Source organism: Mucilaginibacter sp. P5_A6, from assembly GCF_056400585.1.
In genome coordinates this window covers 114,883-129,770 of the sequence record NZ_JBFUKZ010000009.1, presented here as the reverse complement: position 1 = coordinate 129,770, position 14,888 = coordinate 114,883, and the positions used below count along the sequence as shown (strand labels likewise).

Annotated in this window: 15 protein-coding genes; 10 read left to right on the top strand and 5 right to left on the bottom strand. The window is 43.5% G+C overall.

From position 1 onward, the window contains the following. Positions 1-9 precede the first annotated feature (9 nt). Positions 10-372 carry a VOC family protein gene (locus AC1DO4_RS12385; protein ID WP_477400994.1) on the top strand — a complete coding sequence of 121 codons (363 nt, stop codon included), beginning with the start codon at positions 10-12 and terminating at the stop codon, positions 370-372. 181 nt (positions 373-553) lie between these two features. Continuing rightward, positions 554-1,639 carry an SGNH/GDSL hydrolase family protein gene (locus AC1DO4_RS12380; RefSeq protein ID WP_477416171.1) on the top strand — a complete coding sequence of 362 codons (1,086 nt, stop codon included), beginning with the start codon at positions 554-556 and terminating at the stop codon, positions 1,637-1,639. A 69-nt stretch (positions 1,640-1,708) separates the two neighbouring features. On the opposite strand, the gene AC1DO4_RS12375 is transcribed toward AC1DO4_RS12380, so the two are convergent. After that, positions 1,709-2,191 (bottom strand): hypothetical protein, encoded by a 483-nt coding sequence (locus tag AC1DO4_RS12375; RefSeq protein ID WP_477416169.1) that lies wholly within the window; start codon positions 2,189-2,191, stop codon positions 1,709-1,711. Positions 2,192-2,378: 187 nt separating this feature from the next. Here AC1DO4_RS12375 and AC1DO4_RS12370 point away from each other — a divergent pair, with 187 nt between their 5' ends. The 3 genes from AC1DO4_RS12370 to AC1DO4_RS12360 all read left to right on the top strand — a co-directional run bounded on the left by AC1DO4_RS12370 (position 2,379) and on the right by AC1DO4_RS12360 (position 4,427). Further along, the gene (locus tag AC1DO4_RS12370; protein WP_477416167.1) at positions 2,379-3,077 is read left to right on the top strand and encodes a CoA transferase subunit A; all 699 of its coding nucleotides are present in this window, start codon (positions 2,379-2,381) and stop codon (positions 3,075-3,077) included. Positions 3,078-3,340: 263 nt separating this feature from the next. Next, a complete protein-coding gene (locus AC1DO4_RS12365) occupies positions 3,341-3,997 on the top strand; it encodes a 3-oxoacid CoA-transferase subunit B (protein ID WP_477416165.1) in 657 nt (218 codons plus the stop codon). 94 nt (positions 3,998-4,091) lie between these two features. Further along, a complete protein-coding gene (locus tag AC1DO4_RS12360) occupies positions 4,092-4,427 on the top strand; it encodes a superinfection immunity protein (protein WP_477416163.1) in 336 nt (111 codons plus the stop codon). 88 nt (positions 4,428-4,515) lie between these two features. Here the strand turns inward: AC1DO4_RS12360 and AC1DO4_RS12355 are convergent, their stop codons facing one another. The 3 genes from AC1DO4_RS12355 to AC1DO4_RS12345 are packed head-to-tail and all read right to left on the bottom strand — an operon-like array spanning position 4,516 to position 6,976. Further along, complete coding sequence (locus AC1DO4_RS12355; RefSeq protein WP_477416161.1) at positions 4,516-5,148, bottom strand: uridine kinase family protein; 633 nt, start codon at positions 5,146-5,148, stop codon at positions 4,516-4,518. After that, the gene (locus AC1DO4_RS12350) at positions 5,141-6,190 is read right to left on the bottom strand and encodes a DPBB and LysM peptidoglycan-binding domain-containing protein (protein WP_477416159.1); all 1,050 of its coding nucleotides are present in this window, start codon (positions 6,188-6,190) and stop codon (positions 5,141-5,143) included. Before AC1DO4_RS12350 ends, AC1DO4_RS12355 begins: the two co-directional genes overlap by 8 nt. A gap of 21 nt (positions 6,191-6,211) precedes the next feature. After that, positions 6,212-6,976 carry a DUF4905 domain-containing protein gene (locus tag AC1DO4_RS12345; protein WP_477416157.1) on the bottom strand — a complete coding sequence of 255 codons (765 nt, stop codon included), beginning with the start codon at positions 6,974-6,976 and terminating at the stop codon, positions 6,212-6,214. Positions 6,977-7,234: 258 nt separating this feature from the next. On the opposite strand from AC1DO4_RS12345, the gene AC1DO4_RS12340 reads away from it, so the two are divergent. Next, a complete protein-coding gene (locus tag AC1DO4_RS12340) occupies positions 7,235-7,714 on the top strand; it encodes a Dps family protein (protein WP_295713909.1) in 480 nt (159 codons plus the stop codon). Positions 7,715-7,811: 97 nt separating this feature from the next. Then, a complete protein-coding gene (locus tag AC1DO4_RS12335) occupies positions 7,812-7,943 on the top strand; it encodes a hypothetical protein (protein ID WP_477416155.1) in 132 nt (43 codons plus the stop codon). 280 nt (positions 7,944-8,223) lie between these two features. On the opposite strand, the gene AC1DO4_RS12330 is transcribed toward AC1DO4_RS12335, so the two are convergent. Then, entirely contained in the window at positions 8,224-11,250 is a 3,027-nt protein-coding gene (locus tag AC1DO4_RS12330; RefSeq protein ID WP_477416153.1) for a glycosyl hydrolase 115 family protein, read from the bottom strand. Positions 11,251-11,583: 333 nt separating this feature from the next. Between AC1DO4_RS12330 and AC1DO4_RS12325 the strand changes: the two genes are divergently transcribed. From AC1DO4_RS12325 to AC1DO4_RS12315, 3 genes are all read left to right on the top strand, one after another. Then, positions 11,584-12,744 carry a DUF1015 family protein gene (locus tag AC1DO4_RS12325; protein ID WP_477416151.1) on the top strand — a complete coding sequence of 387 codons (1,161 nt, stop codon included), beginning with the start codon at positions 11,584-11,586 and terminating at the stop codon, positions 12,742-12,744. 360 nt (positions 12,745-13,104) lie between these two features. Continuing rightward, positions 13,105-13,935 carry a 5-dehydro-4-deoxy-D-glucuronate isomerase gene (gene kduI / locus AC1DO4_RS12320; RefSeq protein ID WP_477416149.1) on the top strand — a complete coding sequence of 277 codons (831 nt, stop codon included), beginning with the start codon at positions 13,105-13,107 and terminating at the stop codon, positions 13,933-13,935. A gap of 38 nt (positions 13,936-13,973) precedes the next feature. Beyond that, entirely contained in the window at positions 13,974-14,789 is an 816-nt protein-coding gene (locus AC1DO4_RS12315) for an SDR family oxidoreductase (RefSeq protein WP_477416147.1), read from the top strand. Positions 14,790-14,888: the final 99 nt, after the last annotated feature.

The following is a 14,888-nucleotide window of genomic DNA, read 5'->3' as shown; positions in this document are numbered from 1 at the left end:
TATTTTCATATGGCTTTAAAAAGCATTACGCCAATGTTATATACCCGGCAGGTTAGGGAAAGTGTTGATTTTTATATTAACAGCTTTGGTTTTACCTGTGTGGGATATGATGATAACTGGGGCTGGGCAACCGTAAGTCGCGATGATGTGGAGCTTATGTTTGCTTTGCCAAATGAACATGAGCCATTTGGTATGCCAAAATTCACCGGGTCGTTGTACATCCGTACAGACAAGGTTGATGAGATCTGGAAAGAGCTAAAAGACCACGCCGTAGTTTGCTATCCTATCAAAACCTTTAATTATGGCATGCGCGAATTTGCTGTTTACGATTATAATGGTTACCTGCTGCAATTCGGTACACCGGTTGATTAGTCATTAGTCATTGGTCATTTCGCTGAGGTGTCATTAGCTATTTGAGGATTGTTATAGGTGGTTCGGAGGGATATCATTGGTAGTCGGCAAGGATGTTATGGGTGGTTCGCGGGGATGTTACAGGTGATTTGTTTTGTGGTATTAAGTTTCATAAATTTAGAGGGATAAACCCGTTTTTAAAATGCGTAAATTATACATTGTTGTTTTGTTCCTGCTTTCTGCAGGAGCGTTTTCTACCTGTACCGCCCAAAGTTTAGTACTCAAAAGTAAGGATGCACACATCCGCTATACCGGCCGTATCAACATGACCGATGAGGCTGCCGAATTTTACTGGACAGGTTCGTCAGCGAAGATTAATTTTGATGGCACCGGGGCATCTGTTATTTTACAAGACGAACGCGGTGATAATTATTTTACCGTTGTATTGGATGGTAAAGTAAGCAGTACAATTCACCTTGAAAATGTAAAGAAAACCTATACGCTGGCCCAGGGATTACCTGCCGGTCCGCATAGCCTGGAGATATTTAAACGTACCGAATGGGAGATGGGTAAAACCACTTTTTACCAGTTTGCATTAGATAAAGGTGCTTCTGTATTGGCTGCGCCGCCGGTTAAAAAACGTAAGATCGAATTTTTTGGTAACTCCATTACCTGCGGTTACGCCGTAGAGGATACCACCGGGCAGGATAGGGGGAGCGCACCTTATGAAAATGGTTATATAAGCTATGCAGCCATAACCGCGCGCCATTATGATGCCTCGTATGTTTGCACCGCTAAAAGTGGCATAGGCGTACTGGTAAGCTGGTTCCCGCTCATTATGCCAGAGATGTATAACCGTTTAGACCCAACCGATCCGACGAGTTTATGGGATTTTACCAGGTACACGCCGGATGTGGTAGTGATCAACCTGTTTCAAAATGATTCGTGGATAGTGAAACTGCCCGATAACCCACAGTTTAAAGAACGTTTTGGTACAAAAAAGCCAGAGGAAGAGCAAATTGTGAAAGCCTATCGCGAAATGGTAAAAAATATCCGTAAAAAATATCCCAAAGCGCAGATTCTTTGTATCCTAGGGAGTATGGATGCCACCAAAGAAGGATCGCCCTGGCCGGGATATATTGAAAAGGCTGTTGCCGGCTTAAATGATAAAGCTATTTATACCCATATGATCCCCTACAAAAATACCGGCGGCCACCCAAGCGCTAAAGAGCAACAGGTTATGGCCGATGATCTGATAGCTTTCATGGATAAAACGGTGAAGTGGTAACACGATTTAAGGATTATACAAGAAGGACAGAATTTTTATCTGCTTATCCCATTGTCTTATCCCAATTTTTCACCCATTATTATTGCCATCATTATCGGCAGGGCTTTCCTTGTAAGGTTGCCGGCAGATGTTTGTAGTGCCATCGCTGCCTTCATCAGGTCGTCTGTTTGCTAACGCAATTGCAGCGGCGTCATAGTTTGATTGATCCGGCTGGTCCGGATCTTTAAAATGGCTATTCTCCAGGTGCTCTTCAACCGGTTGGGTTTGTTTAAAATGAGCATTGATATACGCGATGTTTAGCAATGGATTTGCCTCATCATCGCCAGAAGGAGTGAGGCTGTTCTCTTCAAAGTTTTGCCCGCCCATGCCATGGCCTTCCATTCCGGGGGCATCCTGTTTTTTCATATCGTTTTTTGATGCAGGGAAGCCATGTTGCAGGTCGTCCTCCGTTAAATTATCATCGTCTACGCGGTAAGCATTGGGCTCGTTGTTTTCCTGTGGTTCCGAATGGTTTTTATCTTCATCCAAAAACCCTTTGTCGTTTAGTACCATAGGTTTTTATAAGTTGATATACAATATAATACCTTATTTTTCCAATTGTTTTAGAATATTTAGTTTATTTAAAGAATAGACCGAACTCAACTGCATTAAAAAAGCCAATACTCAATTCGTCTTTTATCTTTTATCCTTCCAACTTTTATCTTTCTTATTAGTAGTTTTGAGTAACCAATTATTGAACATGAATAAAGTAGTTAGTGGTGCCGACGAGGCCATCCGCGATATTGAGGATGGCATGACCCTGATGCTGGGTGGCTTTGGTTTGTGCGGTTTGCCCGAGAATTGTATAGCAGCTCTTGTTAAAAAAGGGGTAAAGCAACTCACCTGTATATCCAACAATGCCGGGGTTGATGATTTTGGCATCGGCCTGATGCTGAAGCAAAGGCAGGTAAAAAAAATGATCTCATCCTACGTAGGCGAAAACGCCGAATTTGAACGCCAGTTGCTGAGCGGCGAGCTTGAGGTAGACCTGATACCGCAAGGTACCCTGGCTACCCGTTGTATGGCTGCCGGTTATGGCATGCCCGCTGTTTTTACACCGGCCGGGGTAGGTACCGAAGTGGCTATAGGTAAAGAAGTGCGTAATTTTAATGGCAAGGACTACCTGATGGAAATGGCCTTTGATGCCGATTTCGCTATTGTTAAGGCCTGGAAGGGAGATACCATGGGCAATCTTGTTTACAAATCAACCGCACGCAACTTTAACCCTGTAATGGCCATGGCCGGTAAAATAACCATAGCCGAAGTAGAGGAACTTGTTGAGCCGGGTGAGTTAGAGCCAGATCATATCCACACCCCCGGAATTTACGTACACCGGATTTTCCAGGGGAAAGATTATGAGAAAAGGATAGAGCACAGGACAGTGAGATCAAAGGAATAAGGATTGAAGGATGAAGGAACAAGGATAAAAGAAACCATAAATGCCCGTCATTGCGAGTACCGACCAGCCGGGCTTGAAAAAACAATAATGACATGTATAGGTACCACAATCACCTCGTGATCGTCATTGCGAGGCGGTACGACGAAGCAATCCCCAAAATACAAAGCGGATTTGCACAGCTACCCTGTAAGTCGGGGATTGCTTCGTACCTCGCAATGACGGGTTGAGAAATTTTCAAATCATCAAATTTTCAAATCAAGTAGATGTTAGACAAACAAGGAATAGCAAAACGGATTGCTAAAGAAATAAAAGATGGCTATTATGTTAACCTGGGGATAGGGATCCCTACACTGGTGGCCAATTACATACCCGAGACCATGGATGTGGTATTACAATCAGAAAATGGTTTACTGGGGATGGGGCCATTCCCTTTTGAAGGTGAGGAAGATGCGGATTTGATCAACGCGGGTAAGCAAACCATCACCATGCTGCCCGGATCGGCCACTTTTGATTCGGCCATGAGTTTTGGGATGATCAGGGCGCGGAAGGTTAACCTCACCATCCTGGGCGCAATGGAGGTATCCGAAAATGGCGATATAGCCAACTGGAAAATTCCAGGTAAAATGGTAAAAGGTATGGGCGGCGCAATGGACCTGGTGGCATCGGCCGAAAACATCATTGTAGCTATGCAGCACGTAAACAAAGCAGGGGAGTCCAAACTACTGGCTCAATGTAGTTTGCCTTTAACAGGTGTTCATTGCGTAAAAAAAATTGTGACTGAACTGGGCGTTTTTGATGTGTTGCCCGAAGGTGGCTTTAAACTATTGGAACGCGCTCCCGGCGTAACCGTAGAGGAAATAATAAAGGCAACATCCGGGAAGCTGATTGTGGAAGGAGAAATACCAGAGATTACGCTCTAATATCAAAAAAAATGAAAATTCTGATGTTTTTTTTATAATATATGCGTCATTTAATTGTTATATTGCGTATAAGTTCTTAGTTTAATTAAATTATATGATAGGTCTTCCCGAACTAATACTGCTTTTTATATTTTTAGTAATTGCAACACCCATATATTTTCTGCCGTCGATATTAGCTTGCGAAAAATGTAATTACAGGTCGGTATTGTTACTCAACATCTTTTTGGGATGGACCATCATCGGTTGGATAGTGTCGCTGATATGGGGACTTAAAACGGTAAAAGACCCTTTAAAAAGTTATAGGTTAGGTACATCTGATTGCTGCCCTAAAGTAGAAGCTGAATTGCTCAAACTACAAAACCTGTTTAACGCCGGTGTAATTACCAAAGCCGACTACTATGACCAAACCCGGAAAATTATAGGTAATTAATTAATGAATTTGAAAATTTGAATATGTGCCGATTTGAAAATTAAAGCAGAAAAGCATTTTCAAATCTTCAAATTACCAAATTTTCAAATCAAAATAACTTCGTTCTCAATTTTGCAGATATCTCCTCTGTTACACTTATAATATCATCGGCAACATGGTTGTTATTGGTGATTATCTGGTCACATTCATCCTTGTAGGGCAATAAGTATTCTTTATATGCGGGTACTACATGGTTCAGCCATTTATACATCACATCGTCATGCGAATAACCCCGTTCTATCAGGTCGCGCTTAAGGCGGCGCTGGAGGGCTATATCTTCATCGGCATCAATAAATACCTTCATATCCAGCAGTTCAGAGATCTCCTTAAAATGCAGAATGAACAGGCCTTCTACTATTAAAATAGGTGCGGGTTTAATTTCAAGTACCCTGGGAATGGCGTCGGGGTTATTAAAAGTATATTCGTGCTTAAAAATGGCTTCCTTATTTAAAAGCTTACTGATATCCTCCTGGAAATGCTGATGATCAATGGTATCCGGCAAATCAAAGTTATACAGTTTGTTCTCCTCTTTGGTCATGTTATGGGCCACAGGGATATAATAATCATCCTGTGATACCAGGCATACCTCATCGGGTGTAAAATGCTCCAGGAAACACTTCAAAAAAAAGGTTTTGCCAGAGCCACTTCCACCGGCAATTCCAATAATATAAGGTTTATTCATTAGGGCTGCCGTAGCTGATGGTTACATTTATACGTTTATCCAAAGCACCTAAAGCATCGGCAGTGTTCTTGGTCATTACAATAAGCACATTTTTGTTGACTTCGTTATCGGTAAACCTGCCAACTACTTTTGCATAGGTGGTATGGTTGTTCATGGGGTTAGTGATTTTAATAACGGTACCAATAGGAGCAGTACGGTGTAAAACCAATTCTTTTTTAGGGTCAAGGCTGGTATCATCATTCCATGTAGCTACACCCTTTTCGTTTTTTTCATACAAACCAAAACGGTTGGCTTTAAATTTGGCATCAGCGCTATCAATAGCCATGGTTGATGAATCGGTTTTTAGCGCATCCTGCTTGGCTACTGTCCTGTCTTCGGGAGGCATGCCGCTGCGCACTTTAATGATCTGGTTGGGTTTAAGATCATCGGTGCTTAAGCTGTTAAGATTCCTGATATCTTCAACCGAAGTATTAAAGCGCTTGGCTATTGAAAATAACGTTTCTCCGGCCGATACTTTATACTGCTGAACATTATCCTGATTAACCTCAGCAGTTTGCTGAGGAGCAGGTGTAGTTGGTTTTGGTGTAGTGGTTACGGGTTGTTGTACCACAGGTGATGCCTGTTGGGCAACCGGTTGCTGTGTTACCGGTTGTTGTGTTACGGGTTGTTGTACCTGTGGCTTGGTAACAGGCGGTTGTACCTGTGGTTTTTGCTGTACAACTGGCGGTTGAACGGTCGGTTTGGTTTGTTGTACAGGTGCCGCTGTTTGCGCGGTTGTTTCGGCAAATGGCTGCTCGGTGGGCACCTTAATAGTACTTCCAATTCTTAGCGGGGCATTGTTATTAAACTGTATAATGGTTTTGGGGCTTACATTGTAGCGCCTGCCAATAGAGTAATAGTTGTCTTTTGGATCAAGTTTGTGAATAATAACTTTTTTGCCGTTCTGGTTTTCAACGCCGATAGAATCAACAGCGGTATTTGCAAAAAGCGATATAGAAAATGTTAGTAAGGGGGCGATCAATAAAAGGATCTTTAATTTCATAATAAGTTACAATACAGTGTTTTATAAATTTAAAACTATTAACGCTGACCTGTTTTTAAGGTAGATCAGTTTATTCTTATGTACTACAAACGCCTCGGGTTGCAATTTTTGTATATTGGTTTGCAACAAATCGTGGTAAACAACAGCGTTTTCATCATTAAAAATATAAAGATGCTGCTCCATTTGTTCGGCCAAAAATGTGTGCAAAGATACAATTCTATAATTATTGTGCTCCATGTAATGTACCGTATTTCCGAAAGGATCTGCGGGCAAAACAACATGTTTTAAAAATTTGGCAGGGAGTATTTGCGCGCTTACAATATGGTTATCCAATTCTGTATCAATAATAGGCTGATAAGCCCTTAAAGCAGTCCCGGTTTTTATATCGGCCAGCAATAATTTCTTAGGCTGAATTTGTGCGTTGTAAACTACCGGTCCGTTTACCGTAAGGCGGTCAAAAGCCAGGGTATAATTGCTCCATCGTGTTTGTCCGTTAACACCATCAATGGCCACCAGGCCTTTATGCGAAGGCCCGTTTTCTGATTGATAATTGTGGATGAGCAGTACGCCATTAAAAGCCGCCTCGATGCCGGTGAGCCATCTTTCGGGTGTGCTGAGGTCTGTAAAGTTCACGGCTTCGCTGGTGAGGTCTATCGAGGTGAAGGTCACTTTTTTATCTTCGCTGCTGCGTACTTCCAGGAATATAATATTGCTTATTTCATCAATTTCCATGCGCCATATGGCGTATTTGCATTGGTGTTGAATGAATGGTAGCAGCTTTGTCATAAAGTTTACAAATATGATTTATTATATTCAAACTGTTTAATTTTACCAAACAATCAGGGAAATCGCTTTTGAAATATTTAAAGGGTCAATCGCCGGAAAAATCTATTAAATGGAACTGTTTAGCACGGCATATTGGCAAATAGCGATGGGTTTGAAACCCATCGCTATGGTGAAAGTTTTAATTTAATTTAAAAAGCGATTTCCCTGACCAAACAATGCTATCAATCCTGTGTTAAAAAAACTAAAATCACTATTCATATGAACGCCGAAGAAATAAGCTTAGAAGAAGTAAAAGTAAAACCTGTTGTTGACCATCTTAACGACCTGTTGGCCAACTACCATATTCATTATCAAAAACTGCGTGGCTGCCATTGGAATGTTAAGGGCCCAAGCTTTTTTACCCTGCACATTAAGTTTGAAGAGTTGTACACTGCCGCGTTGCTTACTATTGATGAGCTGGCCGAGCGGATCCTGTCGTTAGGTAAGCCACCTTATAGCACTTTTAAAGATTATATAACAACATCGCAGATTAAAGAAATACAAACAATAGGTTTAAAAGATACCCTGATGGTTAAGGCCATTATTGAAGACCTGGCTGCTTTAATTGCTAAAGAAAGAGAAATACTGGACATTACCGCCGAAGCAGGCGACGATGGTACCAACGATATGGTAAACCGCTTTATGCAGTTTAACGAAAAAAATACCTGGATGCTGCGCTCGTTTGTAAACGAGGATTAAACAGTACCAGCTTATAAAATTAGGAAGCCGCTTGTTTTACAGGCGGCTTTTTTAGTAAAATAAATGAATAAACGACCGTCATTAAGCTGCTTTAAAAATGCTTTTGGATTTCCCGATGAACCGGCTGCAATTACATTTATATAACATCCGCCATCTGCAGCATCACGTTGGACAACTTACCGAACGCCTGCACCAGGCAGGCATAAAAGGCATAAAATGGGAAAGGTAGCAGAAACTATTTTTTGTTAAATAAAGCTTTACGTGCTATATTTGCATTGTAACAGCATGCGAGGTGTTGTTACAATGTTTTTTCCTATGGTGTAATGGTAGCACTTCTGATTCTGGTTCAGACAATCGTGGTTCGAGTCCATGTAGGAAAACCCCGGGCGAACAAAAGATGAATTTTAGTCTTTTTGTTCGCTTTTTTTGTTTCTAACCTGTTGGAGATTTGGTACATAAAATCAGCTACTTACCCTGGCCCCCAAGGTATTGCTTATTTGTAAAGCCTGCTATTTAGTAGATTGCAATAACCTTGTTTTAGTTTCGGGTATCAGACCATATAGCGGCCTGAGACCGCCGAGATCTATCAGTATCCTATCCAGTATCACCCCCGGATCGATAAGGTACACGTGCAGTACGTGCCTGCCCGCAGGTAGCGATGGCGTTTTAACATTGCGCATAATCGAATTGCTTAATACAGCCTGTTTCCATTCCTCGCTGCGGCCGAATGTTTTAAAGTTTAAAACTGTGGCCGGGCCGTCATCTATGCTAACCGCGTAGCGCATCTCAAAATTCCGGTTTAAGGGATAGGTAGGTATGGTGTAGATATTAACCCCGGCCGGCGAAACGCTGAACGTGTAAAAGTTATAAGATAGAACCGGTTTTTGCTTGATACCGGCGTCAGATAGATCTTCTTTTGCCGAAGGGCTCATCCGTAAAGGTAAAGCTTCCATGCTTATTTCCGTGGCCCCCAGGCCGCTCACCTCTCCCCAATGGTCGGCTCCCTTGTCTGTCTTATCGTGGTAATTTTTAGCGTAAATAGAAACGTAGCCGTTGTTTTCAATAAAACCATTGTAGCCTTTAAGTGCAGGCAGATTTTGTTTACCTGCTTTTACGGCTATGCTGACGGACTTATTTGCACCCTGAATGGTTATAGTACCGTTTAATTCCCTCGCTGCAGGCGCTTTGGCCAGGTCTACAGATACCCATAAACGGCTCTGGCTCTTGCCGCCCGTTGCCAACAGGCTGCCCGCCCGCCGCGAAACCCTAATCCATGATGCAGAGGTGTTAACAACATATTTTACCGGTGCATCCTGGGTTAAAAACACATCGATGAAGTGCTTTTGGCCGGTGCTGTTAAATTCAGGAAGTGAAAGGTTGGTAACTGCACCTGCGGTATCGGCAGCGCCCTCTGGCAGAGCCAGCCATCTTTCGGCGCGTTTGGTTATTTTATAATTTAATTGGGGCGCCTGGTAAACCGGCAGGTCACGTGGGTGCATAGACATCATGTACGCCCATTTACCTCCCGCCAGTTTAGTATTATAATAATCAGTTTCGCTGATGATGTCCTGGTAAGCAACTTTCGCAAGCGAGTCATAATGCGATGCGCTCAACCTGCCTTGCTGTGCATACTGGTAGGCTTTATCGCGATACAAAAATTTCTTATTGATTAACGAAGCAGCAACTACCGGGTAGTATACCAGCTGATAAAAGCAATCCAGCTTATCGGCGCTTACGCCCGTTCTTATTTTTTTTGCGGCTTGCACTAATTGCTCGTAATCGTCAATCCGCCTTTGTGCCTGGTCTCCGTAATATGGATGGTTGTAAGCGGTAAAGCTAACCGGTGTAGTGGGTTCAGTCTGGCTCCAGCCCATAAACTCTGGTTTGCGCTCAAAGGCCAGCTGATAATATCTCCACAGCACATCGGTGATGGCAGCGGCGTTAATTGTTCCCATGTTGTTACTTATCCAGTTCTTTAAATGTGCTTTAGTATAGGCATTACTATAAAATGGCCGGATATGATAGGCCATATCCATAAAAAGCTGGATGTCGTACTCGGCCGGCTTAATATCACCTGCATTTACCACCCAAAGGTTGCGGTTGTTCAGCTCATAAGCTTTGGTCATTTCCTCCCGGATCAATCCCGGACTGGTAGAGCATAGCCAGGTATAATCATGCGGACGACCCCAGTAGGATACATGGTAATACACCCCTGATCCTCCCGCGCGCCTGCTTTCCTTCCCGTCGTTTAGCCTTTGTATATAGCCGTAGTTATCGTCGGGCCAAACCAGGGTAACATCATCGGGTACTTTCAGGCCGGCATCATACACATCCAATACCTCTTTATAAGCGGTAAAAACCTGCGGCACCCTGGTAATATCGGGGTCGATATATTTTTTCAGCATATCGCGCTGGTCGGCAAAAATACGTTCAAGCAGGGGTACTGTTTCGGCAAGGTTTTTTACGCCTTCTATACCACTATCGTGCACCCCACGCATCCCAATAGTATACATGCCGTTAATGTGGCTGCTCTCTTTTATGCGTGATTCCCAGTAATCAGCTACCTTTTGTTTATTGGTGATATAATTGAATGCACCCATGGTTTTTTCGTTCCACTCGCCCACGTTATTCCGCAGCATAGGCTCGGCATGTGATGATCCTATAATGATCTGGTAATCACCCGCTACCCGGATGTTACCTGGATAATGATAAAAAGCTTTTGTGCAGGGGTGCATGGCCGGCCATATCAAATTGGCTTTCAGCCGCAACAGCAGCTCAAACACTTTAGCATAAGTTTTTGGGCCGATATCGCCGGTTTCGGGTTCCAGCGTTTTGGCTGCCCAGGGCTGCAGCCCCCAGTCTTCATCATTGATAAATATTCCCCTGAATTTTACAGATGGCGCTGCCGAAATAAAATCGGGAATGTTTAGAGCCAGGGCTTTCTTTTTTGCCGGCGTGGCGTCGGCCCACCAATACCAGGGTGTAACCCCGATGCGTGCAGAAATATCGAACACGCCGTAAGCCGTTCCTCTAAAATCGCTGCCGGTTATAATCAATGCATTTTTTACATTGCCAAACGGGGCCGCAATACGCTTCAATCCATAACTCTCCCATTTACCTTTTAAACTGGCGGCCATTGCGCCGGTGTTTAAACCCGCTATCAGTTTTGAGTTGATGCTGCCGATTACGATGATATTACCACGCGCTTTTGAAATATCTGCAGATACTGCCGGCTTATAGCCACTTACGCGTTCAATATCTGATGCCAGGAGGCCGGCCACAATGGAATCTAACCGGCACTCATTTTTATCATAATAAATAACGACCTTATTTTGCGGCGTTACCAAGTCAAATTGCACAGCTAAAGTTTTATTTGCCCCAGCTAATACCATAAAGGCAATAAAAAGAAATTTTAAGTATTTGGGAGGAGTGCTACAGGTATTACCTAACGAAGCGTAGTGTTTTTTAAAAGAGTGATCAAAAGCTTTTTGACCCCCATCAGGAAGCCGCAAACTGGTTTCTTTCAAATTTTCCAATTGGTTGTTAGTTATTGCTGAAAAGGAAGCTGTATCCTTTTGAATAATTTAGATTGCAGCGTCAATATTAAAGAATAAATTATTTAATACCATCCTGTGCCATACTGATAATAATTGTAATTGAGGATTGTTTTGCGGAAACTGCCGGTGATGCCGGCTTTTTTTTGGTGTTTATTACAACAATAAATATATAGATTTGGTTAAGTTATTAGAGACTGTTTAAAAATAAATAGACCTCGCAATGACGCATGGATATGCGCTTCATTAGAAGTATAAAACATTAATAAATTTAAACAGCTTTTAATAATTTACAGTATTTGAAAAAGTGATGATATGATTGGGATTAGTCCTTTTCGTGCAGTGAGGCCGCATCCTTTTTACGCGGAGCAGTTCCTTTTTACGGGGATTGATATGTCGGGCGAGCACCTGGTGGGTGCCGTTGTGCCTGCTTTGAAGTTGTTACTGGAGAGTGGCTCGAGGAAAAGCGACCTGGACGCGGGTGCTCTGGATAGCGTTTATTCCGAAATAAAGGAGGTATTTCAGGATCTGTTGGCTAATAAGCTGCTGCTGCAGGATGTGGAGCCTTGTATGTATATCTACGAGGTTTGGCGTGATGGAAAGGCATCAACCGGGGTTTGGACTTTAATGGCGCTGGATAGTTACCGGGAAGGAAGTGTGCTGGCACATGAGCTTACGCTGGCAGAAAAGGTGTTGCGACACCGCGAATACAGGTTGGCAGTGGGGTTGGAAGGCCAGCCGGTGTTGCTGGCTTACCCGCCGGATGGGGCAATTGGCCGTTTGATTGCTGCGGTTAAAGCTAACGCATCTCCTGATAAGTTGAGTTATAAGGGGGCGAGCCATTTGTTATGGCGGGTTCAGGATGCAGAGACATTACATTTGCTCACCTTGCTGTTTTCGGAAGTTGAACATGCATTTATTGCTGATGGCCATCATCGGATAGCGGCGGCAGCAAGTACGAACGACCGGTATATCAGTTCGCTGCTGATGGCTGCCGACCAGTTTGAAGTGGCACCTTTTCATAGGATGGTGCTGCCCCGGCTGGCTTTATCTTTAGAAGAATTATTGTTTTGTTTGGAAAAGGATTTCGTAGTTGAGCTTTCTGCAGATAACCTGCCTTACGCGCCGGGTACACCGGGTCGGATGGGGATGCTGGCGGGTGGGCGTTGGTACCATTTGTTTGCTAAACGGCAGGGGCCTGGAGTAATATTATTGCAGCAGTATATTTTGGCGCCGGTTTTTGGGATTGTTGATCCCATGACCGACGGACGTTTACATTATGCCGGCGGCCCGGGCGGACTTGATAAACTGGTGGATTTTTGCGAGGCGAACGTAGACGCCGTTGGCTTTACGGTTTATCCGTTAACAATTGACCAGGTGATGGAAGCAGCAACGCGGGGTGATAGGTTGCCGCCCAAATCAACCTGGATGACACCCAAAGCACCGTATGGGTTGGTAATGGCGCTGAGGAGTTAGAGGCTGTTTAAAAATAGATAAATAGATCGTCATTGCGAGGTACGAAGCAATCCCCGACCTACAGAGTAACTGTGCAAATCCGATCTGTATTTTGGGGATTGCTTCGTCGTACCTCCTCGCAATGACGATCACGAGGTGATTGTGGTATCCGTACATGTCATTACTGTTTTTTCCAGCCAGAGGCTGGTGGGTGCCTCGCAATGAAGGCTGAATGAGTGTTTCACGGACGGTTTTTGAAGTTTTATCCTATGCATGTTTGCTTATTAACTACAACGATGAAGTAAAAATATGCTTGCTATATCTTTTTAATTAGTAGTTTGGGTTGTAGAATTGCAAAGATTTAAATAAAAACATATCACCTTGAAAGTATTACAAAGTGTACATCCCGAAGATTTTAAAAGTTATCAAACCGCGCTTATCCGCGAGCGTTTCCTTATAGATAATCAGGTACAGCCCGGCGAGATCAATTGTACCTATACCCATTACGACAGGATGATAGTTGGTTTTGCCAACCCTGTAAATACCCAACTATTGCTGCCGAACTACCCCAACCTTAGGGCTGAATATTTTTTGGAACGCCGGGAAATAGGCATCATTAATGTTGCCGGCGATGGTGTGGTAATAGCCGACGGCCAATCTTTCGACCTTAAAAAACTGGATTGCCTGTACATTGGCAAGGGTACTAAAAGAGTTCATTTTGCCAGTAAAAACGCGGCCGAACCTGCTGTATTCTATATGCTTTCGGCACCGGCACATGCCCAATATCCAACAACGCTGTTAACCCAGGCCGATGCGGTAAAGGTTACGCTTGGTTCGGCATCAACAGCCAACCATCGTACCATCAATAAATATATTCACCTGGAAGGCACAAAAAGCTGCCAGCTGGTAATGGGCTTAACCATTTTGCATGATGGCAGTGTATGGAACACCATGCCGTCGCATGTACATGACCGCCGTATGGAAGCCTATTTTTATTTTGACGTACCACAAGGACAAAAGATTTTTCATTATATGGGCGAGGGACAGGAAACCCGGCATATCACCATGAATAACTACGATGCGGTGGTATCACCACCCTGGAGTATCCATTCGGGCAGCGGTACGGCAAGCTACAGCTTTATTTGGGGCATGGCCGGCGAAAACCTCGACTATACCGATATGGACCCGATTGCCATTCCCGACATCAGATAATAATTATCTTTAACTAAAATTAAAAAGATTCAAATACATTGGAAAATAACTTCTCATTGGCCGGTAAAGTAATTGTAGTTACAGGCGGTACAGGCATATTAGGCAACTCGTTTATAAATGGTATTGTGGAAGCAGGTGGTGCAGTAGGTATATTAGGCAGAAACGCCGAAATAGCCGAAGAACGCGCAGCGGCTATTAATAAAAATGGTGGGAAAGCAGTTGCTTTAGCTGCCGATGTTTTAAACGAAGCAGAATTGCAGACGGCTAAAACCAAACTGCTGGATACCTTCGGTCGTTTGGATGGCCTGGTGAATGGGGCAGGGGGCAATATGCCGCAAGGCGTTTTACAACCCGACGAAGATATTTTTAAAATGAACATCGCCGGTATGAAAACCGTGATGGATTTGAACACCTGGGGCACCATTATCCCCACACAGGTATTTGGCGAGGCCATAGCGCAAACCGGTAAAGGCAGCATCGTCAACATTTCGTCTATGAACTCCAAACGGGCTATTACCAAGGTATTGGGCTACAATATTGGTAAGGCGGCGGTTGATTGTTATAATCAATGGTTTGCGGTGGAGCTGGCTAACCGTTATGGCGATGCCATCAGGATGAATGCGTTGGCGCCGGGCTTTTTTCTTACCGAGCAAAACCGTAACCTGCTAACCAAACCCGAGGGTGGATATACAGAAAGAGGGCAACTGGTAATTAAACAAACCCCCTTTAAGCGTTTTGGCCATCCCGATGAATTAATTGGTGCTTTGGTATGGCTGTTAAGCGATGCATCAAAATTTGTTACCGGATCTATGATCTGTGTAGATGGCGGTTTTTCGATTTTTGGCGGCGTTTAACCAGTTTGCTTAATTCCTGGTTAATACTGAATTTATATTTTCATTAATTTACTTATGTTTACTACAGATTAGTTTATTGGCTGTAGCTAAATAACTGGG